At 69.4% G+C, this 24,567-nt stretch carries 24 protein-coding genes; 15 read left to right on the top strand and 9 right to left on the bottom strand.

What is annotated here, in order from left to right:
• Positions 1-109: 109 nt before the first annotated feature.
• From T333_RS11680 to T333_RS11655, 6 genes are all read left to right on the top strand, one after another.
• Entirely contained in the window at positions 110-2,704 is a 2,595-nt protein-coding gene (locus T333_RS11680; protein WP_357250610.1) for a bifunctional FO biosynthesis protein CofGH, read from the top strand.
• Between the two features lie 233 nt (positions 2,705-2,937).
• Positions 2,938-3,258, top strand: coding sequence for a ferredoxin (gene fdxA, locus T333_RS11675; RefSeq protein ID WP_011211287.1), 321 nt, complete (start codon positions 2,938-2,940; stop codon positions 3,256-3,258).
• An 8-nt stretch (positions 3,259-3,266) separates the two neighbouring features.
• Positions 3,267-4,376 (top strand): succinyldiaminopimelate transaminase, encoded by a 1,110-nt coding sequence (dapC, locus tag T333_RS11670; protein ID WP_496424447.1) that lies wholly within the window; start codon positions 3,267-3,269, stop codon positions 4,374-4,376.
• A gap of 71 nt (positions 4,377-4,447) precedes the next feature.
• Positions 4,448-6,061 carry a serine/threonine-protein kinase gene (locus T333_RS11665; RefSeq protein WP_496424446.1) on the top strand — a complete coding sequence of 538 codons (1,614 nt, stop codon included), beginning with the start codon at positions 4,448-4,450 and terminating at the stop codon, positions 6,059-6,061.
• A 59-nt stretch (positions 6,062-6,120) separates the two neighbouring features.
• On the top strand, positions 6,121-7,755 hold the full coding sequence (gene pruA / locus T333_RS11660) for an L-glutamate gamma-semialdehyde dehydrogenase (protein ID WP_357250619.1): 1,635 nt from the start codon (positions 6,121-6,123) through the stop codon (positions 7,753-7,755).
• A gap of 64 nt (positions 7,756-7,819) precedes the next feature.
• A complete protein-coding gene (locus tag T333_RS11655; protein WP_355001873.1) occupies positions 7,820-8,788 on the top strand; it encodes a proline dehydrogenase family protein in 969 nt (322 codons plus the stop codon).
• Between the two features lie 14 nt (positions 8,789-8,802).
• On the opposite strand, the gene T333_RS11650 is transcribed toward T333_RS11655, so the two are convergent.
• The gene (locus T333_RS11650; RefSeq protein ID WP_355001872.1) at positions 8,803-9,672 is read right to left on the bottom strand and encodes an oxygenase MpaB family protein; all 870 of its coding nucleotides are present in this window, start codon (positions 9,670-9,672) and stop codon (positions 8,803-8,805) included.
• Positions 9,673-9,868: 196 nt separating this feature from the next.
• Between T333_RS11650 and T333_RS11645 the strand changes: the two genes are divergently transcribed.
• Positions 9,869-10,501, top strand: a complete 633-nt coding sequence (locus T333_RS11645) for a TetR/AcrR family transcriptional regulator (protein WP_355001871.1) — start codon at positions 9,869-9,871, stop codon at positions 10,499-10,501.
• 33 nt (positions 10,502-10,534) lie between these two features.
• Here T333_RS11645 and T333_RS11640 read toward each other — a convergent pair whose 3' ends face one another.
• Positions 10,535-11,278, bottom strand: a complete 744-nt coding sequence (locus T333_RS11640; RefSeq protein WP_357250627.1) for a hypothetical protein — start codon at positions 11,276-11,278, stop codon at positions 10,535-10,537.
• A gap of 156 nt (positions 11,279-11,434) precedes the next feature.
• On the bottom strand, positions 11,435-12,286 hold the full coding sequence (locus T333_RS11635) for an oxygenase MpaB family protein (protein WP_355001869.1): 852 nt from the start codon (positions 12,284-12,286) through the stop codon (positions 11,435-11,437).
• 140 nt (positions 12,287-12,426) lie between these two features.
• Here T333_RS11635 and T333_RS11630 point away from each other — a divergent pair, with 140 nt between their 5' ends.
• The 3 genes from T333_RS11630 to T333_RS11620 are packed head-to-tail and all read left to right on the top strand — an operon-like array spanning position 12,427 to position 14,542.
• Positions 12,427-13,854, top strand: a complete 1,428-nt coding sequence (locus tag T333_RS11630; RefSeq protein WP_496424445.1) for an acyl-CoA synthetase — start codon at positions 12,427-12,429, stop codon at positions 13,852-13,854.
• Positions 13,855-13,895: 41 nt separating this feature from the next.
• The gene (locus tag T333_RS11625; RefSeq protein WP_496424444.1) at positions 13,896-14,159 is read left to right on the top strand and encodes a type II toxin-antitoxin system Phd/YefM family antitoxin; all 264 of its coding nucleotides are present in this window, start codon (positions 13,896-13,898) and stop codon (positions 14,157-14,159) included.
• Entirely contained in the window at positions 14,144-14,542 is a 399-nt protein-coding gene (locus T333_RS11620; protein WP_496424443.1) for a PIN domain-containing protein, read from the top strand. The genes T333_RS11625 and T333_RS11620 overlap by 16 nt, the downstream gene beginning before the upstream one ends.
• 14 nt (positions 14,543-14,556) lie before the next feature.
• Here the strand turns inward: T333_RS11620 and dapD are convergent, their stop codons facing one another.
• A complete protein-coding gene (gene dapD / locus T333_RS11615) occupies positions 14,557-15,504 on the bottom strand; it encodes a 2,3,4,5-tetrahydropyridine-2,6-dicarboxylate N-succinyltransferase (RefSeq protein ID WP_355001866.1) in 948 nt (315 codons plus the stop codon).
• Positions 15,505-15,591: 87 nt separating this feature from the next.
• Between dapD and dapE the strand changes: the two genes are divergently transcribed.
• Positions 15,592-16,692 (top strand): succinyl-diaminopimelate desuccinylase, encoded by a 1,101-nt coding sequence (gene dapE / locus T333_RS11610; RefSeq protein ID WP_355001865.1) that lies wholly within the window; start codon positions 15,592-15,594, stop codon positions 16,690-16,692.
• Here the strand turns inward: dapE and T333_RS11605 are convergent.
• Positions 16,671-17,450, bottom strand: a complete 780-nt coding sequence (locus tag T333_RS11605; protein ID WP_355002211.1) for an SDR family oxidoreductase — start codon at positions 17,448-17,450, stop codon at positions 16,671-16,673. The two genes, dapE and T333_RS11605, sit on opposite strands and share 22 nt — an antisense overlap.
• 158 nt (positions 17,451-17,608) lie before the next feature.
• Between T333_RS11605 and T333_RS11600 the strand changes: the two genes are divergently transcribed.
• From T333_RS11600 to T333_RS11585, 4 genes are all read left to right on the top strand, one after another.
• On the top strand, positions 17,609-18,415 hold the full coding sequence (locus T333_RS11600) for an LOG family protein (protein ID WP_355001864.1): 807 nt from the start codon (positions 17,609-17,611) through the stop codon (positions 18,413-18,415).
• Positions 18,409-18,996, top strand: coding sequence for an LOG family protein (locus tag T333_RS11595; protein ID WP_355001863.1), 588 nt, complete (start codon positions 18,409-18,411; stop codon positions 18,994-18,996). Before T333_RS11600 ends, T333_RS11595 begins: the two co-directional genes overlap by 7 nt.
• 269 nt (positions 18,997-19,265) lie before the next feature.
• Positions 19,266-20,150: a dihydropteroate synthase gene (folP, locus tag T333_RS11590; RefSeq protein WP_355001862.1), complete on the top strand. Its 885-nt coding sequence runs from the start codon at positions 19,266-19,268 to the stop codon at positions 20,148-20,150.
• On the top strand, positions 20,147-21,085 hold the full coding sequence (locus T333_RS11585; protein WP_496424442.1) for a glucosyl-3-phosphoglycerate synthase: 939 nt from the start codon (positions 20,147-20,149) through the stop codon (positions 21,083-21,085). Before folP ends, T333_RS11585 begins: the two co-directional genes overlap by 4 nt.
• A 1-nt stretch (position 21,086) precedes the next feature.
• Here T333_RS11585 and T333_RS11580 read toward each other — a convergent pair whose 3' ends face one another.
• From T333_RS11580 to T333_RS11565, 4 genes are all read right to left on the bottom strand, one after another.
• Positions 21,087-21,317 carry a hypothetical protein gene (locus tag T333_RS11580; RefSeq protein ID WP_496424441.1) on the bottom strand — a complete coding sequence of 77 codons (231 nt, stop codon included), beginning with the start codon at positions 21,315-21,317 and terminating at the stop codon, positions 21,087-21,089.
• A gap of 255 nt (positions 21,318-21,572) precedes the next feature.
• Positions 21,573-22,430, bottom strand: a complete 858-nt coding sequence (locus tag T333_RS11575; RefSeq protein WP_355001859.1) for a hypothetical protein — start codon at positions 22,428-22,430, stop codon at positions 21,573-21,575.
• A 124-nt stretch (positions 22,431-22,554) separates the two neighbouring features.
• Positions 22,555-22,971 (bottom strand): Sec-independent protein translocase protein TatB, encoded by a 417-nt coding sequence (gene tatB / locus T333_RS11570; RefSeq protein ID WP_067788474.1) that lies wholly within the window; start codon positions 22,969-22,971, stop codon positions 22,555-22,557.
• Between the two features lie 33 nt (positions 22,972-23,004).
• Positions 23,005-24,567 carry a S1C family serine protease gene (locus T333_RS11565; protein WP_496424440.1) on the bottom strand — a complete coding sequence of 521 codons (1,563 nt, stop codon included), beginning with the start codon at positions 24,565-24,567 and terminating at the stop codon, positions 23,005-23,007.

Below are 24,567 nucleotides of genomic sequence, written 5' to 3'. Positions count from 1 at the left end.
CGGTGAGGTTGTGAACGCTCACGACGGGCTTCGCGGAACTCGCCGTCGCGGTGAGCTGACTACGCTCACACACGAGCACTGGAGGGAGACAGTCCAGGATGGGTAGCGCATGATCGAGGGCGTGACCGAGCTAGCGACACCGAGCGTCCCGCCAGTCCCGCCCAGCCCGTCGGCCATGCGCCGCGCGCTGCGCAGGGCCCGAGACGGGGTGACACTGAACGTGGACGAGGCCGCCGTGCTGCTGCACGCGCGCGGCGAGGACCTGGTCGAGTTGTGTCGCAGCGCGGCGCGGGTGCGCGACGCCGGTCTGGAATCGGCGGGCAGGTCGAAGACCATCACCTATTCGCGCAACGTGTTCATTCCGCTGACCCGCTTGTGTCGGGACAAGTGTCATTACTGCACGTTCGTCACCGTGCCGGGCAAGTTGCGGGCCGAGGGCAAGGGCATGTTCCTGGAGCCCGACGAGGTACTAGACATCGCTCGCCGCGGCGCCGCGCTCGGCTGCAAGGAGGCGCTGTTCACCCTCGGCGACCGGCCCGAGGCGCGCTGGCCGGAAGCGGCCCAGTGGCTCGACGAGCGTGGCTACGACTCCACGCTGGACTACCTGCGCGCCGTCTCGATCATGGTGCTGGAGGAGACCGGTCTGCTGCCGCACCTCAACCCCGGCGTCATGAGCTGGGAGGAGATCGCGCGGCTCAAGCCGGTGGCGCAGTCCATGGGCATGATGCTGGAGACCACCTCGACGCGGCTGTTCACCGAGAAGGGGGAGTGCCACTACGGCAGCCCCGACAAGGACCCCGCGGTCCGGCTGCGCGCCATCACCGACGCCGGTCGGCTCTCGGTGCCGTACACCACCGGCATCCTGGTCGGCATCGGCGAGACGCTGACCGAGCGCGCCGAGTCCATCATGGCGATCCGCAAGCAGCACAAGGCTTTCGGACACATCCAGGAAGTGATCATCCAGAACTTCCGCGCCAAGGACGACACCGCCATGCGCGACGCGCCCGACGCCGGTCTGGAGGAGTTCCGCGCGACCATCGCGGTGACCCGCCTGCTGCTCGGCCCGGATGTGCCGGTGCAGGCCCCGCCGAACCTGGTGTCGCTGGAGGAATGCCTCGCGCTGATCGACGCGGGCATCGATGACTGGGGCGGCGTTTCGCCGGTGACCCCGGATCACGTGAATCCCGAACGGCCGTGGCCGAATTTGGACACGTTGCGCGAGATCACCGAGGCGGCGGGCTACCAGCTCGTCGAAAGGACTTCGGCGCACCCCAAATACGTGCGTGCGGGCAACCCGTGGGTGGATCCGCGGATCGGCGCGCACGTGGCCGCGCTGACCGATCCCGCGACCGGACTGGCGAACCCGGACGCGCTGCCGGTCGGCCTGCCGTGGCAGGAGCCGGACGAATCGTGGGAGTCGGCGGGCCGGATCGACCTGAACACCTCGATCGACACCGAGGGCCGCAACACCGAGAGCCGCAGCGACTCCGCGCTGGGCCAGGACGTGGTCGGCGCCTTCGGCGACTGGGACACCATTCGCGAACAGGCGCGCGACCTGGCCGCCCCCGAACGGCTCGACGGGGACGTGCTCGCCGCGCTGCGCGCCGCCGAACGCGATCCCGCGGCGCTGTCCGACGCCGACTACTTGGCGCTGGCCACCGCCGAGGGCGTCGATCTGGAGGCGGTCACGGCGCTGGCCGACCAACTGCGCCGCGACACCGTCGGCGACGACGTCACCTACGTGGTGAACCGGAACATCAACTTCACCAACATCTGCTACACCGGCTGCCGCTTCTGCGCGTTCGCCCAGCGCAAGGGCGACGCCGACGCGTTCACGCTGAGCACCGACGAGGTCGCCGACCGGGCCTGGGAGGCGCACGTCGACGGTGCCACCGAGGTCTGCATGCAGGGCGGCATCGATCCGGACCTGCCGGTCACCGGCTACGCCGACCTGGTGCGCGCGGTGAAGCAGCGGGTGCCGTCCATGCACGTGCACGCCTTCAGCCCGATGGAGATCGTCAACGGGGCCTCGCGCGGCGGGCAGAGCATCCGCGACTGGCTGGTGGCGCTGAAGGAGGCCGGGCTCGACACCATTCCCGGCACCGCCGCCGAGATCCTGGACGACGAGGTGCGCTGGGTGCTCACCAAGGGCAAGCTGCCGACCTCCGCGTGGATCGAGGTGATCACCACGGCGCATCAGGTCGGGCTGCGCTCCAGTTCGACGATGATGTACGGACACGTCGACAACCCGAAGCACTGGGTCGGCCACCTGCGCGTCCTCCGCGGAATCCAGGACGAGACAGGCGGTTTCACCGAATTCGTGCTGCTGCCCTTCGTGCACCAGAGCGCGCCGCTGTACCTGGCGGGCGCGGCACGTCCCGGCCCGACGATCCGCGACAACCGCGCCGCCCACGCGCTGGCACGGATCATGCTGCACGGCCGGATCGACAACATCCAGACCAGCTGGGTCAAGCTCGGCACGGCGGGCACCAGGATGATGCTCAACGGCGGCGCGAACGACCTCGGCGGCACGCTGATGGAGGAGACCATCTCCCGCATGGCCGGCTCCCAGCACGGCTCCGCGAAGACGGTCGCCGAGCTCACCGAGATCGCCACCGGCATCGGCCGCCCGGCCCGGGAGCGCACGACGACCTACGGGCGGGTAGAGCGCAAGCCGCACACGTTGTCGCTGTCGGTGAGGTAGGCCCCCGCCGCGCGCGGGTGCGAAACTCGCACTCGCGCGACGGAAGGGTCGATGGGCGATTACCATCGTCCACTGGACGTCGGTGCGGATGCGAAGGCTCGGCACACCGGCCGCGACCGGGGGCGGAGCCGGTGAAGTTAGGGCAGGCTGACCAGTAGTAACGTGGGGTGGTCGGGATAGGGTTTCGCGTGGCGGACCATCCCCGCAGGTGAGGACAGACTAGGAGAGCGGCAGTGCCGTACATCATCGCTGAACCGTGCGTTGACGTGAAGGACAAGGCATGCATCGAGGAATGCCCCGTGGACTGCATCTACGAGGGTGGTCGCATGCTGTACATCCATCCGGACGAGTGCGTGGACTGTGGTGCATGTGAGCCGGTGTGCCCGGTGGAGGCGATCTTCTACGAAGACGACACGCCGGACCAGTGGAGCGGGTACGTGAACGCCAACGTCGACTTCTTCGACGAGCTGGGCTCGCCGGGCGGCGCGACCAAGGTCGGCAAGGTGGACTACGACCCGCCGTTCATCAAAGAACTTCCTCCGATGGGCGAGTGAGACCGTAAGTGAGTTCGCGTGGCCGGGTCAGCGCTTTGCTACCCGATTTTCCTTGGGACACCATCGCGTCGGTGAAGGCGAGAGCCGCGGCGCATCCCGACGGGATCGTCGATCTTTCGGTCGGCACCCCGGTAGACCCCGTCGCCCCGCTGATCAGGGCGGCATTGAACGCGGTCGCGGAGGTGCCCGGCTACCCGACCACGCACGGCACGCCCGAGCTGCGCGCCGCCGCGGTCGACGCGCTCAAGCGTCGGTACGGAATCACCGGCCTCGATCCGGCGGCAGTGCTGCCGGTGATCGGCACCAAGGAACTGATCGCGGGTCTGCCGCGGCTGCTCGGCCTCGGCTCCGGCGATCTGGTGGTCATTCCCGAGATCGCCTACCCGACCTATGAGGTCGGCGCGCTGCTGGCGGGCGCCCAGGTGCTGCGTGCGGACGGGCTCACCCGGCTCGGCCCGCAGTCGCCCGCGCTGATCTACCTCAACTCGCCGTCCAACCCGACCGGCCGGGTGCTCGGGCTCGAGCACTTGCGCAAGGTGGTGGCCTTCGCGCGGGAGCGCGGCGCGATCGTCGCTTCCGACGAGTGCTACCTGGGCCTGTCCTGGGACAGCCGCCCCCTCTCGATCCTCGATCCCGAAGTGTGCGACGGCGACCACACCGGTCTGCTGGCGGTGCACTCGCTCTCGAAGACCTCGAACCTGGCCAGCTACCGCGCCGGTTTCGTGGCGGGCGATCCCGAACTGGTCGCCGAGCTGCTGGAGGTGCGCAAGCACTCGGGCATGATGGTGCCCTACCCGATCCAAGCCGCGATGACGGCCGCGCTCGGCGACGACGCGCACGAGGGCCAGCAGCGCGAACGCTACCGCGCCCGCCGCGAGCAGCTGCGAAACGCCTTGCAGGGCGCGGGTTTCCGCATCGACCACTCCGAGGCGGGGCTGTACCTGTGGTCCACGCGCGGCGAGAACTGCCGGACCACCCTGGACTGGCTGGCCGAGCGCGGCATCCTCGCCGCGCCCGGCGACTTCTACGGACCGACGGCCCGTGAACACGTGCGGATCGCGCTGACCGCGTCCGACGAACGCATCGCCGCCGCCGCGGAGCGCTTGCGCGCGAACTGATTTCGCCCGGTCGAGCTGGCTCCGGTGCGCTTACACTCGAGGCGCTCGATCGGCTCGGCGAAAGGTTTGCGATGCAGGGGGTGGGGCTCGCCGTCGGCGAGGTGTTCGCCGGATACCGGATCGAGCGGGTGCTCGGTCGCGGCGGGATGGGCACCGTCTACCTGGCCGGTCATCCCCGGCTGCCGCGACTGATCGCACTGAAGCTGCTCGACCGCGAGCTCTACGCCGACGAGGAGGCGCGGCGGCGGTTCGAACGCGAGGCCGATGTGGTCGCGCGGCTGGATCATCCGAACATCGTGTCGGTGCTCGATCGCGGCGCCGACGACGGTGTGCTGTGGATTTCCATGCAGTACGTCGACGGCGGCGACGCGGCCGCGTTTCGCGGCAGGCCGATGGACCCGGCGCGGGCCGCCGGGATCGTCGCGCAGACCGCGGCGGCACTGGACTACGCGCACGACCGCGGCGTGCTGCACCGCGACGTGAAACCCGCCAACATCCTGTTGAGCGCCGCGCACGGCGGCGGCGACCGGGTACTGCTCAGCGATTTCGGCATCGCGAGGATGCGCGAGGACACCCGCCAGCTGACCAAGACCGGCGAACTGCTCGCCACGCTGGCTTATGCCGCGCCGGAACAGCTTTCGGACGAGGCGGTCGATCAGCGCGCGGATCAGTACGCGCTCGGCTGCACGCTGTTCGCCTTGCTGACCGGACAGGCGCCGTTCACCGCGACCAACCCCGGCGCGATCATCGCTGCCCACTTGACTCGACCGGTGCCGAATGCCAGTGCGCTCGTGCCGGGTCTGCCGCCCGCGGTGGACGAGGTCATCGCCAGGGCGATGGACAAGGACCCGGCGCGCCGGTTCGCGGGCTGCGGTGAATTCGCCGACGCGGCGGCACGGGCGTTGGCTGGGCGCGCGGCTGCCGCAGTGTCGCAAAGTCCAGCCGACTGCTCGCCGCCCGCGCCCGCGTCAGTGTCGAACTCGGCTGACGCTCCGGGGTGGCAGGACGCGTCAGTTGCGAGTACGCCGCCCGCGGTTCCGCATCCCGCCGACGCGGTTGTCGCCCGCCGGCCTGCGTCCGCGCACAACTGGGCGAGCGATGCCGTGAGCCGAGCGCCAGGACGGCAGGTCTCCTCCGGCTGGCGGACGTTCTCCGTGCTGCTGCTCGTCTCGGCACTGATGCTCGGGGTGGGCGGGGTCGCGGCTGTCGGCGTGTACTGGAAGTTCGTGCGCCCGAACCGGCCGCAGCCCCTGCCGTGGGGCGCGCAGCATTCCATCGCGATCGCCTTTCCCGAGCTCATCCCGGCGAGCCCGGAGGGAACGGGCTGGCGTGGCGCACGCTGTCACGCGGCCGCGACGGTGGTGACCCAGCCCGGCGACCCGGTGCCGCTGCGCCAGATCGTCTGCACCGATCCGGACGGCGTCACGGCGTGGTACACCGAGTACGCGGGATTCCGCGATGTCCAGGCGTACCTGACGGCGCACGCCACGCTGACGGGTGAGCGCGAATTCAGCAGGCCGGGCGGGCTCCAGGTCTTCCGGCCGACCGATCCCGCCGCGCCGTTCGCGCTGGCCACGCACGGCTGGGTGGCCCCCATGGTCTCGTCGGTCTTGGTCGAGGTCGCCTGGCCGGGGCACACCTTCGACGAGGTCCGCGACCTGTGGTGGGCGCAGGCTCCGTTCTGATCGACTCCGACACGCGGAAGGGCTGGCGTCCGGACGTCGATTTGGGGCTAGCCTGAGTTATGGACGCTGTCACGGTTGTCCCTACGCCAGGCAACGAGCCGGTGCACACGTACGCGCCGGGGAGTCGCGAGCGCGAGCTGCTGGTGGCCGAGCTGGCCGAGATCTCCGCCGAATCCGTCGACGTGCCGCTGGTCATCGGCGGCAAGCACCGGCCGGGCATCGGCGAGCGGCACGAGATCGTCGCACCGCATCGGCATCGGCACGTACTGGGGACCTACACCGATACCACTCATTCCGAAGCACACGGCGCCATCGAGGCCGCCATCGCGGCCGCCCCGGGGTGGCGCACCATGCCCTTCGACGATCGCGCCGCGATCTTCCTGCGCGCGGCCGATCTGCTGGCCGGGCCGTGGCGGGAGACGCTGGCTGCCGCGACGATGCTCGGCCAGTCCAAGTCGGTCGCGCAGGCGGAGATCGACGCGCCCTGCGAACTGGTCGACTTCTGGCGGTTCAACGTGGCGTTCGCGCGCGACATCCTGGCCCAGCAGCCGCAGTCGAGTCCCGGCGTGTGGAACCGGATGGACTATCGGCCGCTGGAGGGGTTCGTCTACGCGATCACGCCGTTCAACTTCACCGCCATCGCGGGCAACCTGCCGACCGCGCCCGCGCTGATGGGCAACACGGTGGTGTGGAAGCCCTCGCCGACGCAGACGCTCGCCGCGTTCTACACCATGCGGCTGCTGGAGGCGGCGGGCCTGCCGCCCGGCGTCATCAACATGGTCACCGGCGACGGGATCCAGCTCTCGGAGGTGGCGCTGACCGATTCGCGCTTGGCGGGTATCCACTTCACCGGTTCCACCCGGACCTTCCAGTCGCTGTGGCAGCAGGTCGGCGCGAATATCGGCCGCTACCAAGGCTATCCGCGGCTGGTCGGGGAGACGGGTGGCAAGGACTTCATCGTCGCGCACCCGTCGGCCGATCCGGACGCCCTGCGCACCGCGCTGATTCGCGGAGCCTACGAGTATCAGGGCCAGAAGTGCTCGGCGGCCTCGCGCGCCTACATCGCGCGTTCGGTGTGGCGGACCATCGGCGACGACTTTCTCACCGCGACCGCCGAGCTGAGCTACGGCGACGTGGCCGATCTGTCGAATTTCGGTGGGGCGCTGATCGATCGGCGTGCCTACGACAAGAACGTCGCTGCCATCGAACGGGCCAGAGCCGCGGGCGTCACCATCCCGGTCGGCGGCACCTACGACGACAGCGAAGGCTGGTTCGTCCGCCCGACGGTGCTGCTCTCCGACGACCCGCGCGACGAGTCGTTCACCACCGAGTACTTCGGCCCGATCCTCTCGGTGCACGTCTACGACGACGCCGAACCCGGTTCGTACGCGGCGATTCTCGCCGAGGTGGAGTCGGCCGCGCCCTACGCCCTGACCGGCGCGATCTTCGCCGACGACCGCAACGCCGCCGAACAAGCGGGCGCCGCACTGCGTTTCGCGGCGGGCAATTTCTACATCAACGACAAACCCACCGGCGCCGTCGTCGGTCAGCAGCCGTTCGGCGGTGCGCGCGCCTCCGGTACCGACGACAAGGCGGGCTCGCCGCTGAACCTGCTGCGCTGGACGGCGCCGCGCACCATCAAGGAGACATTCGTGCCACCGGTACAGCACCGGTACCCGCACATGGACTCGTGAGACCGGCGGCGCCGACACGTCGGCCGGAAGAGGGAGGCGTGATGCGTGACATTCTCGAGGACCGATGAACCCGCTGCGCCCGGCGATTCTCGCGGCGGCCGCTTCGCCGCGGATGAAGCGCGCGCTCACCGGGACCAAGCTCACCGCCGATATCGTCCGCCGGTTCGTGCCGGGTGAATCTCGGGCGGAATTGGCGCCGGTGGTGCGGGCGCTGCTCGGCAGCGGCAGGCTGATCAGCGTCGACTACCTCGGCGAGAACACCACCGATCGGTCCCGCGCCGATGCGACCGTCGCGGAATATCTTTCGCTGATCAACGAGCTCGCCGCGGCCGACCGGCCCGTCGAGCCGGAGGGCGTCGCGGTGCCGGTGGAGGTGTCGGTCAAGCTGTCCGCGCTCGGGCAGGCCTTGCCAGGCGACGGTCCCGCCATCGCCACCGACAACCTGCGCATCGTGTGCACCAAGGCCGCCGAGGCGGGGGTGTGGGTCACGGTCGACGCGGAGGACCACACGACGACCGACGCCACGCTGGCCACCGTGCGCGAGCTGCGGCCGGAATTCCCGTTGCTCGGCGCGGTTCTTCAGGCGTACCTGCACCGCACCAGGGACGACTGCGCCGAATTCGCGGGTCCCGGTTCGCGAATCCGGTTGTGCAAGGGCGCGTATCGCGAACCCGCGGCGGTGGCGTATCAGCGGGATGTCGAGGTGACCGATTCGTACCTGCGCTGTTTGGAGATCCTCATGCGCGGCGCGGGTTACCCGATGGTGGCCACCCACGACCCGGCACTCGTGCTGGCCGCCGAACACCTGGCCGCCGAAACGGTCCGGAGCGCAGGGACATTCGAGCATCAGATGCTGTACGGAGTGCGCGACGCCGAGCAGCTGCGGCTGGCGGCGGCTGGGCACGCGGTGCGGGTGTACGTCCCGTACGGCGACGAGTGGTACGGCTACCTGACCCGCAGGCTGGCCGAGCGACCGGCCAACATGCGGTTCTTCCTGCGCGCGCTGGTGGCGGGCCGTTCGGACACAGCCTGAGGGACCGGTACGCCTCAGACGAGCGGCTTGCCCAACCTGCGCCGTCTGCGCAGATCCCACAGGTAGAAGTTCATCGGAAAGAGCCTGAGCCGCTGGGGAAGTCGGCGGTGCACCGCGCCGATCGCGCGCAGCAGCAGAGCCAGCGCGCGATCCTGGCGCGGCGTCCAGCGCATCCCCATCTCGGCGCGCAGGTGCGGCGGCAGCAGGCCCGCGACGATGAATCGCTGCACCGGTGCGAACAGGCGCAGCGGCGGCGCGACCATCTTCAGCTCGACGAGACCGGTGAAGTATTCGCGGGTGCGGGCGTCGATGGTCTTGGTGGCCAGGTTGGTGGTCCAGTACTCGTCGAACGCGGCGCGGTCGGCGGGCCACAGCTCCCCGCGCATTTGCAAGGTGGTGCCGAGCCGGGCGGCGTACTGGTAGAACGCGTCCGCGCTCGCCGCGTCGAGCGGGCCGTGCAGCCGTTCCTCCAGGTCCACGATGCCCCAGTACAGGCAGGCGGCCACCCACAGCTGGAGCTTGGGATCGAAGGCGTTGTACTTCACCGGACTCTCGGCGCTGGACCGAATGCTGCGGTGTGAGGTGTCGACCGCCTCGCGGTACGCGGCGCGCTCCTCCTCGGTGCCCATCAGGGCGACGGCGAGATAGGTGAGCGTGGTGCGCAGCCGCTTCCACGGGTGCAGGGTGACCTTGCCGGAATCCACGGTGCTCTCCAGCACGCCGTAGGCGACCGGGGTCAGGCTCAGCTGCATGATCACGTTCGCGGTGCCGCCGAGGAAGGCGGCGACGCCGCTCCAGTACTTCTCGATGTCGAAGTCCTCGGCGGTGCCGTAGCGGCTGCCGGGCACCGGCTCGGGCGTCGTCGCACGAAGGGGCGCGGTCATCGTCGTCCTCGTCTTTCCGTTCACCGGAGTGAAGTGATGAGAAGGTCAGGGGCTCACCTTGTCATCTGAGGGCGGACGCTGTCAATTGCGGACCTCCGCATTCGCACCGCCAAGGCGCGTGCCACTCGGGTCCGGTGCGGTGAAGGTATGCGATGCTGACGTTGTCATCGTTTCGCCGGACGATAGGGTGGGAGACATGGCGAGCTTCACCAAATTGCTGCCGCTGGTGCGCAACTCCGGCCCGGAAGATCGCAATCAGGCGCGGGTGCTGGACGCCGCGCTGGTGGCCTTCCTGGATTTCGGCATCAAGCGCACGAGCATGGTGGAAGTGGCCCGGCGGTGCGGTCTCTCGCTGGCCACGCTGTATCGGCGCTTCGCCAGCAAATCCGATCTCATCCAGGGCGTCGCGCTACGTCAGACGCGCGAGTTCATCGATGAGGTGGACGGCGTGCTCCAGGGTCAGGTGGACCGGGACGCCAGCGCCGAAGATCAGATCGTCGCGCTGTTCGTCGCGTTCGTGAACGGCCTGCGCGGCAACCAGCTGGTGCACCGGCTGCTCGCCACCGAACCCGAGCTGGTGCTTCCGTTCCTCACCGTGAAGGGCGCGCCGATCATCGAACTCGGGCGCGACTACGTCGCCGAATTCGTCACGCGTCTTCAAGAGGAGGGCAAACTCCCCGCGTACGATCCAGCTCCGCTGGCCGAGATGATCGCGCGGACCGCGGTGTCGCTGGCGCTGACACCGCAGACCGTCATCCCGTTCGGCGACGACGCCGCCCTGCGCGAGTTCGCCCGCGACCACGTGGTCGTCTCGTTCCGGGTGCGCTGACGCCCGGAACCCAGCGATTCGAGCCGCGCCGACTCAGCGCGGAACGAGCCAGACTGGCACGCCGAGCACATCGGCCACCACGCTCGGCAGTGCGCCGAGTACGTCGGCGGTCTGGTCGGCGGACGTGCCCCAGGTGAGCGCCGCCACGGTGAACCCGGTTCCGTAGGAGGCCGAAGCCACCTCGGGCGCACCGACATCCGACCATCCCCACTTGGTGCCGAGCACGCCGGGCAGCTGCGCGGTGCCCCAGTTCTGCGCGGTGCCGTCGGCGGCGGTGTCGCCCGCCGTGGCCATCCACTGGAAGATCGGCGAGCTGGGATCCTGGAGTTGCTTGGCGTGCAGGAAGTCCGCGACATCGGCGCTGGTCGTGGTCGCGGTACTCCAGTCGCCCGCGCCGGAACGGGTGTTGGCGAGGCCGTACTCGGCGGCGATGGCATCGATGGCCTGCGGGTACTTGCCTTCCATGGCTCCGGCCGCTCCGTCGTCGGAGAAGCGGATCATGCGCTCGCCCCATTCGCGATCGGTCGCGGAACCGTCGCCGTGGCGCAGCGCGTAGTCGACGAGGAAGAGCTTGGACAGCGAAAGGGCGCCGCGAATCTCGTGCTGGTTCGCGGTTCCCCACGACGCGCCGACGCTCGATCGCACGGCGATCGAGGTGCGCGACGGGGTCTCCTCCCCATTTGGCTGAGCGTTTGCGGGCGATGTGCCCGATGCTGCGGCGCCCAGGGCGTACAGCGCTCCCGCGGCGAGTGACGCGACGATCATCCGATGGATCACGATTGCCTCCCGGCGTTCGACCTCCGATGTCGTGCCTTCATTCAGGAGGCAAAGCGTACGCGGGCGCTCGGTTCCGGCGTGGCGTAATGGGGATGCTGTGTATTAACTGATATAAGCGCGCGCCCACGCACGGCCGGAGCGAAGGCGGCGGTTCGCTCAGACGAGCGGAAGTCCGAGGCGGCGGCGCAGGCGCATGTCCCAGAGGAAGGCGTTCACCGGGAAAGCCTTGACGGCCTTGGGCATCCGGCCCTCCACCGCGCCGACGGCGGTGAGCAGCGTGGCGAGGAGTCGGTCGTCGCGCTCGGTCCAGGTCATGCCCATCTGGTCGCGCAAATGCTCCGGCAGCAGCCCCGCGGTCACCCAGCGGTGCAGGCCGCCGAAGGCGAGCTGAACCGGACGCGGGAACATCCGCAGGTTCACCAGGTCCCAGAAGTAGTCGCGGACCGGCGGATCGATGACGGTCGCCGCGAGATGCTCGGCCCAGTACCGAGCGAACGCGGCGCGGTCGGCGGGCCACTGGCCGGGGCGCATCTGCAACGTGGTGCCGAGACGTTCGGCGTTGCGGTAGAACGCGTCCGCCGTGGCGTCGTCCATCGGTCCGTGCATGCGCTCGTGCAGATCCCGCGCGCCCCAATACAGGCAAGCCGCAACCCAGAGCTGCAACCGGGAGTCGAAGGCGTTGTACTTCACCGGACTGGTCGGGCCGGACCGAACGGTGTGGTGCGCGCGATCGACGGCCGCCCGGTACGCCGCGCGTTCGTCGTCGGTGCCGAGCATCGCCACGGCCAGGTAGGTCAGCGTGGTGCGGGTGCGCTTCACCGGGTGCAGCGTGATCTTGCCGCTGTCGACCGTGCTCTCCAGCACGCCGTAGCCGACGGGACGGGCGCTGAGCTGCATGATGACGTTCGCGGCGGCGCCGAAGAAGGCGGCGGAGCCGTCGAGGTGGCCGCGGATGTCGAAATCGTCGTCGGACTTGGTGAGCGCGGGTGCGCGAAGGGGGCTGGTCATCGTTCGACCCCGTTCTCCTCGTTGAGAAGGATGTACTATGACCTTCTCACCGTCTCTTCGGTGTGTCAACGGTCACAACGCGTCGAAGCCGAGCTGTGACGCGCTGACGGTCCGCGGCGCGCACGCAGTAGGTTGGGCGAATGTCGTTCGGTCCCTCCCTGCTGCTCCGTTCCCTGAATTCGGCCGCGGTCGCTGCGGGCGCGGACATTCCGGACGCGGTCACCATCGATGGCGTGACGCTCTCGCGCAGCGACCTGCTCGGCGCGGCGACCTCGGTGGCCGAGCGCATCGCGCGCGCCGACCGGGTCGCGGTGCTGGCCCGGCCGACCGCGCGCACCGTCCTCGCGGTGGTCGGCTGCCTCATCGCGGGCGTCACGGTGGTGCCGGTACCGCCGGATTCCGGGGCCGCGGAACTCGCGCACATCCTGGCCGACTCCGGCGCGCAGGCATGGCTGGGTGACGCGCCCGAGGGCACCGATCTGCCGGTGGTTCCGGTCCGCATGCACGCGAGGTCGTGGCACACCTATCCCGAACCCGACCCGGCGACAACGGCTTTCGTGCTCTACACGTCCGGGACCACCGGTGCGCCGAAAGGTGTCGTGCTGACTCGCGGCGCGATCGCCGCCGGACTGGACGCACTCGCCGAAGCCTGGGGCTGGACCGCGAAAGACGTTCTGGTGCACGGTCTTCCGCTGTTCCATGTGCACGGGCTCATCCTCGGCGTGCTCGGCGCGCTGCGCGTCGGCAGCCCGCTGATCCACACCGGGAAGCCGACACCGCAGGCCTACGCCGAGGCGAACGGCACGCTGTACTTCGGCGTGCCGACGGTCTGGTCGCGCGTCGTCGAAAACCCCGATGCCGCACGCGAACTGGCCAGCGCTCGATTGCTCGTGTCGGGCAGCGCGCCGCTGCCGGTGCCGGTGTTCGAGCGGCTGCGTGAACTCACCGGGCACGCACCGATCGAGCGCTACGGCATGAGCGAAACCATGATCACGCTGTCCACCCGCGCCGACGGCGAACGTCGTCCGGGGTGGGTCGGCACGCCGGTACGCGGCGTGGAGACGAGGCTGCGCGACGAGACCGGAGCGCCCGTGCCGCACGACGGCGAGAGCATCGGCGGGTTGCAGGTGCGCGGGCCGATGCTGTTCGGCGGATATCTGAACCGGCCCGACGCCACGGCCGAAAGCTGGACCGAGGACGGGTGGTTCAAGACCGGCGACGTGGCCGCCATCGACGACGGCGGCTTCCATCGCATCGTCGGCCGGGAATCGGTCGACCTGATCAAGTCCGGCGGCTACCGGATCGGCGCGGGCGAGGTCGAGACGGCCCTGCTCGGGCATTCGGCGGTCGCCGAGGCGGCGGTGGTCGGTCTGCCCGACGACGATCTCGGGCAGCGGGTGGTCGCGTTCGTCGTGTTACGGGGCGAGGCGGAGGCGTCGATCGAGAAAGAGCTGATCGATCACGTGGCCGAGCAGCTTTCGGCGCACAAGCGGCCGCGCGAGGTCCGCGTTGTCGCGGCGTTGCCGCGGAACGCGATGGGGAAGGTGCAGAAGAAGCAGCTCGGCTGATGGTCGTTGTCGCCAGCAGCTGATTCAGATAATCTGATTCTATGACCACGATGACTGCAGCCGAAGCCTCCCGTAACTTCTCGGCTGTCCTGAATCGGGCAGAGCACGGCGAAACGATCACGATCGTCCGGCACGGAAGGACGGTGGCGACCATCGCGCCGCCCACGAAGAAGACCGGCAGAACCCTGCGGCATTCGTTGGAGAATTCCGAGGTGCCGCCTTTCGACGACGACTTCGCGGCCGATATAGCCGCGGGCGTGTCGATGGTCATTGATGACATGGGGGACCCGTGGGCCGACGCCTGATCCTCGACACTGGCGTGCTGATCGCCTATGAACGGGGAACTGTCGACCGCGCAGCTCTCGACGACGACGAACTGGCGGTCGCCGCGGTGACAGTCGCCGAGTTTCGCGTGGGTATCGAGCTGGCTGATACGGCCGAACGGGCGGCTGCCCGAGCACGACGACTGGACCTACTCCTCAGTGAAATCGAGGTGCTCGAATACCACGAGCGCACGGCTACCTACCACGCGCAGCTGTTGGCCCAGGTCCGGCGATCCGGTAGACCGCGCGGTGCGCACGATCTCATCATCGCCGCCCACGCGGTCGAGACCGCACGCACCGTCGTATCCCTTGATGTCAAGGCGAAGTTCGATGATCTGCCAGGAGTTACCGCCATCACCCCTTAAGGCCGCAACCGTCCTTAATCGTTGGCGTGCAAGTCCGCGTTGAGCTCGATGCCGGTGCCCTTGCGGTGGACGACCTCGACCGCGCCGGTCTGGGAGTTGCGGCGGAACAGCAGGTTGTTCTGGCCGCTCAGCTGGGCGGCCTTCACGACGGTGCCGTCGGGGGTGGCGACCTTGGTGCCCGCGGTCAGGTAGAGACCGGCCTCGAGCACGCAGTCGTCGCCCAGCGGGATGCCGAGACCCGCGTTGGCGCCGAGCAGGGAGCGCTGGCCGATGGAGATGACGGTGGTGCCGCCGCCCGAGAGGGTGCCCATGGTGGACGCGCCGCCGCCGATGTCGGAACCGTCGCCGACCACGACGCCCGCGGAGATCCGGCCCTCGACCATGGAGGCGCCGAGGGTGCCCGCGTTGAAGTTGACGAAGCCCTCGTGCATCACGGTGGTGCCGGAGGCCAGGTGCGCGCCGAGGCGGACCCGGTCGGCGTCGCCGATGCGCACGCCGGAGGGCACCACGTAGTCGACCATGCGCGGGAACTTGTCGATGCTGTAGACGGTCACCGGGCCGCGGGCGCGCAGCTTGGCGCGGGTCGCCTCGAAGCCCTCGACGGCGGCCGGGCCGTGGTTGGTCCACACCACGTTGCTGAGCAGGCCGAACTGGCCGTCGAGGCTCACCTGGTGCGGCTCGACCAGCCGGTGCGAGAGCAGGTGCAGGCGCAGGTAGACGTCGTGCGCGTCGACCGGGGCGGCGGACAGGTCGGCGATGACGGTGCGCACCGCGACCACGTCGACGCCGCGCGCCTCGTCGAAGCCGAGCAGCGCGGCGTATTCGGCGGGCGCCTCGTCCAGGCGCTTGGTGCCGGTGTCGCCGAACTCACCGAGCTCCGGGTTCGGGTACCAGGTGTCCAGGACGGTTCCGTCCGCGGTCACGTTGGCGATACCGATTGCTGCTGCTCCCTGAATGCTCACGTCATGAAAGGTTACCGACCGATCGCTCCCAGCGGTGCGCCACCTCCGGGCTGGGGAGCCGCGGTACCTCGCTCGTAGGCTGAGAGCGTGACCATCGACCTGTCTGCCGATCCCATCGCTCTCACCGCCGCGCTCGTCGACATCCCGAGCGTGTCACTGGACGAGAAGGCGATCACCGATGTCGTCGAGCGGGCGTTGCGCGAGCAGACCAAGGGCTTCGAGGTCGTGCGGCACGGGAATGTGGTGCTGGCCAGGACCGATCGGGGCCTGCCGACGCGGGTGATCCTGGCCGGGCACCTGGACACCGTGCCGATCGCGGACAACGTGCCCAGCCGGTTCGACAAGGACGAGAACGGCCAGGAGCTGCTCTACGGTTGCGGCACCGTCGACATGAAATCCGGTGACGCGGTGTTCCTGCATCTCGCCGCGACGATCGCCGAGCCGGTGCACGACCTGACACTGATCTTCTACGACGGCGAGGAGATCGCCGCCGAACACAACGGCCTCGGCCACATCGAGCGCGACCTGCCCGAATGGCTCGAGGGCGACCTGGCGATCCTGGGCGAACCTTCGGGCGGCTGGGTCGAGGCGGGCTGCCAGGGCACCCTGCGTGCCAGGCTGGCCACCACGGGCGTGCGCGCGCACTCGGCGCGTTCGTGGATGGGCGACAACGCGATTCACCGACTGGCCCCCGTTCTGCAACGGCTGGCCGCCTACCAGCCGCGGCAGGTCGACATCGATGGCTGTCTCTACCGCGAGGGCCTCTCGGCGACCAGCATGTTCGCGGGTGTGGCGGGCAATGTCATTCCCGACGCCGCCGAGATGGAATTGAACTTCCGCTTCGCGCCCGACCGCGATATCGACCAGGCCATCGGCCACGTGCGCGAGGTCTTCGACGGTATCGACGCCACGATCGACCTCGTCGACGCGGCGCCCGGCGCGCTCCCGGGTCTCACCGCGCCCGCCGCCGCCGATCTGATCGCCTCGGTGAACGGCCACGGCGGCGGCGGGGTGCGCGCGAAGTACGGCTGGACCGACGTGTCCCGCTTCGCCGCCCGCGGCATCCCCGCTGTCAACTTCGGCCCCGGTGACCCCAACCTCGCGCACAAGCGCGACGAGCACCTGCCGACCGCCCAGATCACCGCGGTCGCCGCCATGCTGCGCAACTACCTGACAGGCGCAGCCTGATCCTTCGCGAGCTGTTCGGCGAGGAATTCCGCCCAGGTGCGCTTGCCCTGTTCGGCGGTGTCCAGGTTCAAGTTCGCGCCCGCACGATAGAGACGGCCGACCTTCCCCGGAACGCGCACCGGCAGCAGCGCGCGACGCTTGCCCGTGGCACGCAGGTAGTCGCGGATCATGTCGCTCAGCGTGCGCACCTCTGGCCCGGCCAGATCGGCGACGCGTCCGGCGGGCTCGTCGAGGGTCAGGTCGACCAGCCGCGCCGCCACTTCGCGCGAATCCACCGACTGCCACCGCAACCCGCCCGGCGCCGGAACGACCGGTAGCTTCGCCATGGCGCGCACGGTCTTCAGCGCCAAGTCGTGGAACTGGGCCGCGCGCAGGACGGTGTACGGCACACCCGAGCCGATGACGGCCTGTTCCGCCTCGTACTTGGCGCGGAAATAGCCGAGCGGCAACTCTTCCGCGGCGATGACGCCGATGTACACGAGGTGCCGCACCCCTTGCGCGGCCTGGACCAGATTGTGGGTTGCCACATCGTCGCCCTTGGGCCCGCCCGCCAGGTGCAGGATGGTGTCCACGCCCGCGACTGCCGCGGTGATGCCCGCGCCGGTCAGCAGATCGCCGGTCACGTACTCGATGCCCGCGGCGGCCGGACGCGGTGCGCGGCTGAGCACCCGGACATCGCGGCCCGCGGCGCGGAGCAGCGGGACGACGTGCTTGCCGAGGGTGCCGGTGCCGCCGGTAACGAGAATGGTCATGGTGATCTCCCATCGTCGGATTCGCTGCGCCGGTGTCGTTCCGACTCACCAAGACGACGACGCGGGACCCCGGAGTGTGACACCGGTATCCGACACCGCGGGTGTGCCGCACGTTCACCGACTCGCACCGCCCGCGGCGCGTACGGCCCGGTAGCGTGGAGCGCATGTCCACCGACGCCGCCGATCACGAGGTCGCCAGTAAGCCGAAGTCGACAGCGAAATTCCGCGGACCGATAATGTTCCGCCGCGATCGCAAACCCGGGGGTACCGCCGACCGGAACCTCCTCGATCAGCGCGGGGACAGCGACTGGGTGCACACCGACCCCTGGCGGGTGCTGCGCATCCAGGCCGAGTTCGTCGAGGGTTTCGGCGCGCTGGCCGAGGTGCCGCGCGCGGTCACGGTCTTCGGTTCCGCGCGCACGCCGATCGACCACCCCGAATACCAGGCGGGCATGGCCATCGGCGGCGCGCTCGCCAGGGCCGGTTTCGCGGTGATCACCGGCGGCGGCCCCGGTGCGATGGAGGCCGCCAACCGCGGCGCGTGCGAGGCGGGCGGCTACTCGATCGGCCTCGGCATCGAGCTGCCGTTCGAGCAGAGCCTCAACGAATGGGTCGATCTCGGCATCAACTTCCGCTACTTCTTCGTCCGCAAGACGATGTTCGTGAAGTATTCCGAGGCCTTCATCTGCCTGCCCGGCGGTTTCGGCACTCTGGACGAGTTGTTCGAAGCGCTCACGCTGGTACAGACCCGCAAGATCACCCGCTTCCCGATCATCCTCTTCGGCACCAAATACTGGTCGGGACTGGTGGATTGGCTGCGCGGTTCGCTGCAAGGGTCGGGCAAGATCGCACCGGCCGATCTCGACCTGATCCACGTCACCGATCACGTGGACGAGGTCGTCGAGATCATCATGCGGGCGGCCGCCGAACGCTCCGACATCGACACCCTCGGCACGGAGGACAAGTGGTGACCGAGGTTCCGCTCGAGGTCACCGTCCCGTATGCCGTCTGCGTCTACTGCTCGGCGAGCACCGCCGACTCCGGTGCACTGGCGCTCGCCGCCCGGGTCGGCACCGAGATCGCCCGGCGCGGTTGGCAATTGGTGTCCGGTGGCGGCCACGTCTCGATGATGGGCGCCGTCGCCACCGCGGCACGGGCGGGCGGCGCGAACACCATCGGCGTGATCCCGAAACCTCTGGTGCACAAGGAAGTCGCGGACGTCGACGCCGACGAACTGGTGGTCACCGACACCATGCGCCAGCGCAAACAGGTCATGGAGGACCGCGCCGACGCCTTCCTCACACTGCCCGGCGGGATCGGCACGCTCGAGGAGTTCTTCGAGACCTGGACCGGCGGCTATCTCGGCCAGCACGCCAAGCCGGTGGTCGTGCTCGATCCGAACGGCTTCTACGACGGCCTTTTCCGGTGGATCGACGAACTCTACGAGCGAAAGTTCGTCTCCCGCTTCGCCATGGAGCGGATCACCGTGGCCAACGACCTGTCCGCCGCGTTCGCGGCGCTGAAACCGGAACCTATGCCGGGCCTGAGCTAGCGCGTCGAGGACGAGACGCGCAGACGGCGCGACGGTCGGCTGCTCGACTATCACCACCGTGACCAGGTGCTTGTGCGTACTGCTGGACAGTGTGGTGAACGCCGTGGCCACCCGCCGAGGTCGAGGGCGCGCTCGGCGGGCACGAGGCCGTCGAGCGCACTGGTGTTCGGCGTCGACGGCACGACGAAAAGCGGTGCGGCGATCGTGCTGCGTACGACGACTGCGCCGCGGGCCGCGTGCCGAAGAGCCGAGCCGCTACAGTCGAGGGCATGTTCAGCCCGCCCGCCGTACCGCCTCCCACGCTGTGCGGCAAACCGGTGGCGACGGATCGGGCGCTGGTCATGGCGATCGTCAACCGGACCCCCGACTCGTTCTACGACCGCGGAGCGACCTTCACCGACGCGGCGGCCATGGACGCGGTCGCCCGCGCCGTCGACGAAGGCGCCGATCTCGTCGACATCGGGGGAGTGAAGGCGGGACCAGGCACCGTGGTCGACGCCGCCGAGGAGACGCGCCGGGTGGTGCCGTTCGTCGCGGCGATCCGCGCCGCCTTTCCCGAGCTGCTGATCAGCGTCGACACCTGGCGGTCGGAGGTGGCGCGGGCCGCGGTGGCCGAAGGCGCGGACCTGATCAACGACACCTGGGCGGGCGCGGATCCCGATCTGGTCGCGGTGGCCGCCGACCTCGGTGTCGGCATCGTGTGCAGCCACACCGGCGGCGCGGTGCCGCGTACCCGCCCGCATCGGGTCCGCTACACCGATGTGGTGAGCGAAGTCACCGACACTGTGGTCCGGGCCGCCGAGGACGCGCTCGCGGCGGGGGTGCGCAAGGATTCGATCCTGATCGATCCCACCCACGATTTCGGCAAGAACACCTATCACGGGCTCGAACTGTTGCGGGGAGTAGACGTTCTCGTAAATACCGGATGGCCGGTCTTGATGGCGCTGAGCAACAAGGATTTCATCGGGGAGACTCTTGGTGTCGGGCTCTCCGAGCGGCTGGAGGGCACCTTGGCGGCGACAGCGTGGTCCGCCGCCGTCGGCGCCCGAGTCTTCCGCGTCCACGAGGTCGCCGAAACCCGGCGTGTCGTGGACATGATCGCCGCGATCCAGGGCATCCGGCCCCCCGCACGAACCCTGCGAGGTCTGGTATGAAAATCCAACACCGCGAGTCCGCCTGGGTAAGCACGAATACCTGGGACACCCCCGAGTGGACGGTCGACGAGCTGGTCGACGCGAAGGACGGGCGCACCGTGTCGGTGGTGCTGCCCGCGCTGAACGAGGAGCGCACGGTCGCCGAGGTGGTGGCCAGTATCCGGCCGCTGCTCGGCACGCTGGTCGACGAACTGGTCGTGCTCGACTCCGGCTCCACCGACGCCACCGCCGAACGAGCCCGCGCTGCGGGCGCCGAGGTCATCAGCCGTGAGCAGGCGGTGCCCGAATTGGATCCGCTGCCCGGCAAGGGCGAGGTGCTGTGGCGCTCGCTCGCGGTCACCGGCGGCGACCTGATCGCGTTCGTCGACTCCGATCTCATCGACCCCGACCCGGCCTTCGTGCCGAAACTGCTCGGCCCGCTGCTGCTGAACGACGACATGCACCTGGTGAAGGCCTACTACCGCCGCCCGCTGCGGCAGGGCGGCGCGGTGGACGCGCACGGCGGCGGACGCGTCACCGAGCTCGTCGCGCGTCCGCTGCTCGCCGCGCTGCGCCCGGAACTCTGCGCGGTCCTGCAACCGCTCAGCGGCGAATACGCTGGTACTCGCGAACTACTCACCTCGGTGCCCTTCGCCCCCGGCTACGGCGTCGAGATCGGCCTGCTGCTCGACACCTACGACCGCGTCGGCATGTCGGCCATCGGCCAGGTCAACCTGGGTGTGCGGACCCACCGCAACCGCCCGCTCGGCGACCTCGGCGTGATGAGCCGCCAGATCCTCGGCACCGTTCTCGGCCGCAGCGGAATCGCCGACTCCGGCGCCGCCCTCACCCAATTCCCTCTCGTCGGTGACGCGTTCACGGCGCACAGCACGGAGGTCTGCCTGACCGACCGGCCGCCGATGAACACGCTGCGCCCGTCGCGAGCAGCGGCGTAAGTCAGGACTCGCTGCGAGACTCCCCGCCGGACACCTCGGCCGCCGCCAGCTCGCCTTCGGCCTGCGAGTCGGCCGCCTCTCCGCAGTCCCGCCCCTTCTCGTCGGCGAGCCGAGCTTGAATCGCCGCGACGGTCAACTGCTCCGAAGAATTCGGCCGCCGCAGCACCGCGACGAGCACGCCGACGGTGATGGCGACGAAGACGGCCAGACCGACGATCACGATGGTGTTCATCGCGTCCTCCCCGAACGAGCGCCCGGATCAGCCTCGCGCGCAACCGATCCCCGGAATGCGCGGCTTTCGATAGTGGAAGACATTGGGCACTCACCTACTCGAACAAATAGTTATCTACTAGCTATCTAAACATCGAGCGGGTATCTGTAACCCACAGGGTCGCGTGACATGCGACACACTGCGGAAATAGCCGGTCATTCCGCGCAAACCCGGCACGCGACAAGGGAAACGGCGGTCCTCGGTTATCGATTCGCATCACCGCCGCGGCCGGGCGTTGATCGGCCGGGGATCGGCGTCGTGCCGGTACACGGGCGTGAGCAGGTCGACGTCCACGGGCTCGCCGGTGGTTCGGTCGTAGCGCACCGCGATGAGGACCGAGAAGAGGTGGTTGGCCGCCCGCTCGTGCAGCGTGGCCAGCCGGGTGGCGAGCAGCCGCACCGCGCCGAGTGATCCGGGCGGATGCAGTCCGTCGATGATCAGACACGTTCCGCGACCGTCGGGCCGGGGCAGGCGGGCCAGGTACGCGATGTCGTGCGGGTCGGGGCCGCCCGGGCGGTACACGCGCCGAGCGGCCCTGTCCTCGATGCCGCGGCGCGCGTCGCCCGCCCTGGCCACCGCACGGCGCAGCCGAGGATCGGCGGCGATGAGTTGTCGCACGCTGGGGGACAATTCGGGTCCGCCGACGACGATCAGCCCGTCCCGGTTCAGGTCCACCGGCCTGCCCGGGAGGAACCGTTCGATCGAGGCGGCGAACCCGAGCTCGTGCAGTAGTTCGACAAGCCGGTGTGCCGCACCGGGATCCGGCGCGCCGAGCACCCGGCCCGCGCGCACCTCCGGTACCAGCACGGTGAGCGTCCCGTGGCCGAAGAACAGCCCTTCCGGGGCCGGGCCCTGGGTGCTCACCTGATGGATGCGGGCACGGGAAAGACCCGCCGCCGCACCGATTCTGGCGAAGGTCCAGCCCTCGGCGTGAAGTTCCCGGATGACCGCCCTGCGGATCCTGGTGAGTTCGTTGATCGTCTGCTGCGCCGCCGCCACCCCGTCGGTGGCCGCCTTGAGTCTCTCGACCTTGTCCTCGATTGCGAAGACTCGCGCCACGTCATCGGCCGACATGTGCGAAGTCTAGACAGCTCGACAGCCTCGCGGGTCTAGTCTCGTTGACATCGCGTACTACCAGACGGCTCAGTCTGTTTCGGCTCGACGGCGTTTCGCGCGGACTCGCCGGGCGAAACGCCGATCAGGTGGCGTCGGAGTCGATCGGCGGACGTTCGTTGCGCTCCAACGGTTTTTCCAGCTTCGGCATCGGATAGTCCGGCATGCCACTGCTCGTGCCGTACAGATCGTCCTTGGTCGGCACGGCCTTCTCCAGGTTGCGCAGCACCGAATCGTCGCCGTTCAGCAGGTGCTTGGTGACCATCGAGCGCGGCGTCATCCCGCGCAGTTCGTTCAGGTCGGCCAGTGGCTTGCGCAGATCCTCGAAATCCGGACCGAGTTCGTCCTTCAGCTGCGCTGTCGCCCCGCTGGCGTAGTCGCGGACCTTACGCAGACTGTCGATGGTCCAGCGCACGGCGCCGGGCAGACGCTCCGGGCCGAGGATGACGAGGGCGGCGACGAGCAGAATCATCATCTCGGGCCAGCCGATGTTGCTGAACACGAATCCAGGCTACCTGTGCGTCGGACCAGCGGTTCAGTCGGATTCCAACGTCACAGGCACGTCCACCTGCCTGCCATCGCGGATCAACTGCACGTTCACCGTCTCACCGATCTCGCGGGACTGCACCGCGACGGTCAGCTCCTCCGGCCCGGTGACCTCCCGATCGCCGACCCGCACGATCACGTCGCCCTCGACGATGCCCGCCTTCGCCGCAGGACCGTTCGGCGCGACATCGGCCACCGCCGCGCCGCTCATCACTTCGTTGGCGACGGTCTTGGTGCGCGCCGAGATGCCGATCACGGGGTGGTTCATCTTGCCGGTCCGGATCAGGTTCTGCGCGACCTCGGTCATGGTGTCGACCGGGATGGCGAAGCCGAGGCCGACCGAGCCGCCCGTCTCGCTGCGGATGGCGGTGTTGATGCCGACGACCCGGCCGTCCATGTCGACCAGCGCGCCGCCGGAGTTGCCCGGGTTGATCGCGGCGTCGGTCTGCACGGCGTCGATTACCGCGTTGGTGTCGCTGCCCTCGCCGGACAGCTTCACCGGACGGTGCAGCGCGCTGACGATGCCAGAGGTGACGGTCTTGCTCAGGCCGAGCGGTGAACCGACGGCCAGCACGTCGTCGCCCACCTGCACGTCTTCGGACTTGCCCAGCTTGGCGACCGTGAGGTTCTTCACGTCGACCCTGAGCACGGCGAGATCGGTCTTGGGATCGCGGCCGACGATGTCGGCGGGCACCCGGCTGCCGTCGGAGAAGGTGACCTGGATCGCGGCGCGGTCGCTCTTGTCCTGGGCGGCCATCGAGATGACGTGGTTGTTGGTCACCACATAGCCCGCGCCGTCGATGACGACGCCCGAGCCGGTCGCGCCGTTGTCACCGACGGTGACGCGGATGGAGACCACCGAGGGCAGCACCGCGTTGGCGACCTGCGCGATCTGACCGTGCGGACGTTCGATGTCGTCGGTCTGCTCCAGCGTGACCTTGCGCGAGGTGAGATTGGTGGTCTGCTCGGCGGTGAGCCTGCCGACCAGCCCGCCGAGCACGCCGATGCCGAGCGCGATAGCGGCGAGCAGGGCCAGCGCCTTGGGCGCGACCCTGGACCCGAAGAGCACCTCGCGCACGCTCAGCTTGCGGGACCGGGGCAGCGGCTCCGGCCGCGGCGTCGGCACCGCGGGCGCGCCGAGGCGGGCGCCCGCGGTCGGATCGCGCCAGGGGTCGGCGGGGCCCGCGGGCGCGGGAGCGTTCTCGACCGCGTCGGGATCGCGCTGGAGCAGCTCGTCGGAGCCCTCCGGCCTGCCGAACGCCTCGGCGAGCACCGCGTCGGGCGGACGGTTCTGCAACTCGGGGCCGAGCGCGGGCGCGCCGGCACCCGCGCGCGGCGCGGTGTACTCGGCGAAGGAACCGGACGTGCCCGTCGGGCGCCGGAAGGCGCGAGCGGTATGCGTGTCGACATGGGGCCGGACGACCGGCCGCGGACCGAGCACGGGCGCGTCCGACGGCCTCAGGTTCCCCCTGCTGGCCGCCGAATCGGAGGTGTCACTGGCGGTGGGGCGCGAGTCCGACACAGATCCGGTGTTCGTCGATTCGGTGGTCAC

Source organism: Nocardia sp. CNS-044 (assembly GCF_059570515.1).
This window is presented reverse-complemented; position numbering and strand designations above follow the sequence as displayed.

Excerpts from the sequence above, each read along its gene's own strand:
- T333_RS11680 (WP_357250610.1), top strand. The coding sequence starts at position 110 with ATGATCGAGGGCGTGACCGAGCTAGCGACACCGAGCGTCCCGCCAGTC.
- T333_RS11665 (WP_496424446.1), top strand. The coding sequence starts at position 4,448 with ATGCAGGGGGTGGGGCTCGCCGTCGGCGAGGTGTTCGCCGGATACCGG.
- pruA (WP_357250619.1), top strand. The coding sequence starts at position 6,121 with ATGGACGCTGTCACGGTTGTCCCTACGCCAGGCAACGAGCCGGTGCAC.
- T333_RS11655 (WP_355001873.1), top strand. The coding sequence starts at position 7,820 with ATGAACCCGCTGCGCCCGGCGATTCTCGCGGCGGCCGCTTCGCCGCGG.
- T333_RS11650 (WP_355001872.1), bottom strand. The coding sequence starts at position 9,672 with ATGACCGCGCCCCTTCGTGCGACGACGCCCGAGCCGGTGCCCGGCAGC.
- T333_RS11645 (WP_355001871.1), top strand. The coding sequence starts at position 9,869 with ATGGCGAGCTTCACCAAATTGCTGCCGCTGGTGCGCAACTCCGGCCCG.
- T333_RS11635 (WP_355001869.1), bottom strand. The coding sequence starts at position 12,286 with ATGACCAGCCCCCTTCGCGCACCCGCGCTCACCAAGTCCGACGACGAT.
- T333_RS11630 (WP_496424445.1), top strand. The coding sequence starts at position 12,427 with ATGTCGTTCGGTCCCTCCCTGCTGCTCCGTTCCCTGAATTCGGCCGCG.
- T333_RS11625 (WP_496424444.1), top strand. The coding sequence starts at position 13,896 with ATGACCACGATGACTGCAGCCGAAGCCTCCCGTAACTTCTCGGCTGTC.
- T333_RS11600 (WP_355001864.1), top strand. The coding sequence starts at position 17,609 with ATGTCCACCGACGCCGCCGATCACGAGGTCGCCAGTAAGCCGAAGTCG.
- folP (WP_355001862.1), top strand. The coding sequence starts at position 19,266 with ATGTTCAGCCCGCCCGCCGTACCGCCTCCCACGCTGTGCGGCAAACCG.
- T333_RS11585 (WP_496424442.1), top strand. The coding sequence starts at position 20,147 with ATGAAAATCCAACACCGCGAGTCCGCCTGGGTAAGCACGAATACCTGG.
- T333_RS11580 (WP_496424441.1), bottom strand. The coding sequence starts at position 21,317 with ATGAACACCATCGTGATCGTCGGTCTGGCCGTCTTCGTCGCCATCACC.
- T333_RS11575 (WP_355001859.1), bottom strand. The coding sequence starts at position 22,430 with ATGTCGGCCGATGACGTGGCGCGAGTCTTCGCAATCGAGGACAAGGTC.